This is a genomic window from Pseudomonas sp. BMW13 (assembly GCF_013357275.1).
Classification (GTDB): domain Bacteria; phylum Pseudomonadota; class Gammaproteobacteria; order Pseudomonadales; family Pseudomonadaceae; genus Aquipseudomonas; species Aquipseudomonas khazarica.
Window position 1 is genome coordinate 1 of record NZ_SUKD01000058.1, and the last position, 280, is coordinate 280.

The 280-nt window shown below is 60.7% G+C and carries 1 protein-coding gene; it reads left to right on the top strand.

The window, feature by feature from the left end; genetic code table 11:
- Nucleotides 1-280, top strand: a 280-nt coding sequence (locus tag E4487_RS24180) for a GTP-binding protein (protein ID WP_257229494.1), incomplete at both ends; no start/stop codon positions are given.

A 280-nucleotide genomic window follows, 5' to 3' on the forward strand; every position in this document is an offset into this window, starting at 1 on the left:
TCACTACGCGCACGTTGACTGCCCGGGCCACGCCGACTACGTGAAGAACATGATCACCGGTGCTGCCCAGATGGACGGTGCGATCCTGGTCTGCTCGGCTGCCGACGGCCCGATGCCGCAAACTCGTGAGCACATCCTGCTGTCCCGTCAGGTTGGCGTACCGTACATCGTCGTGTTCCTGAACAAGGCCGACATGGTTGATGACGCTGAGCTGCTGGAACTGGTCGAGATGGAAGTTCGCGACCTGCTGAGCACCTACGATTTCCCGGGTGACGACACT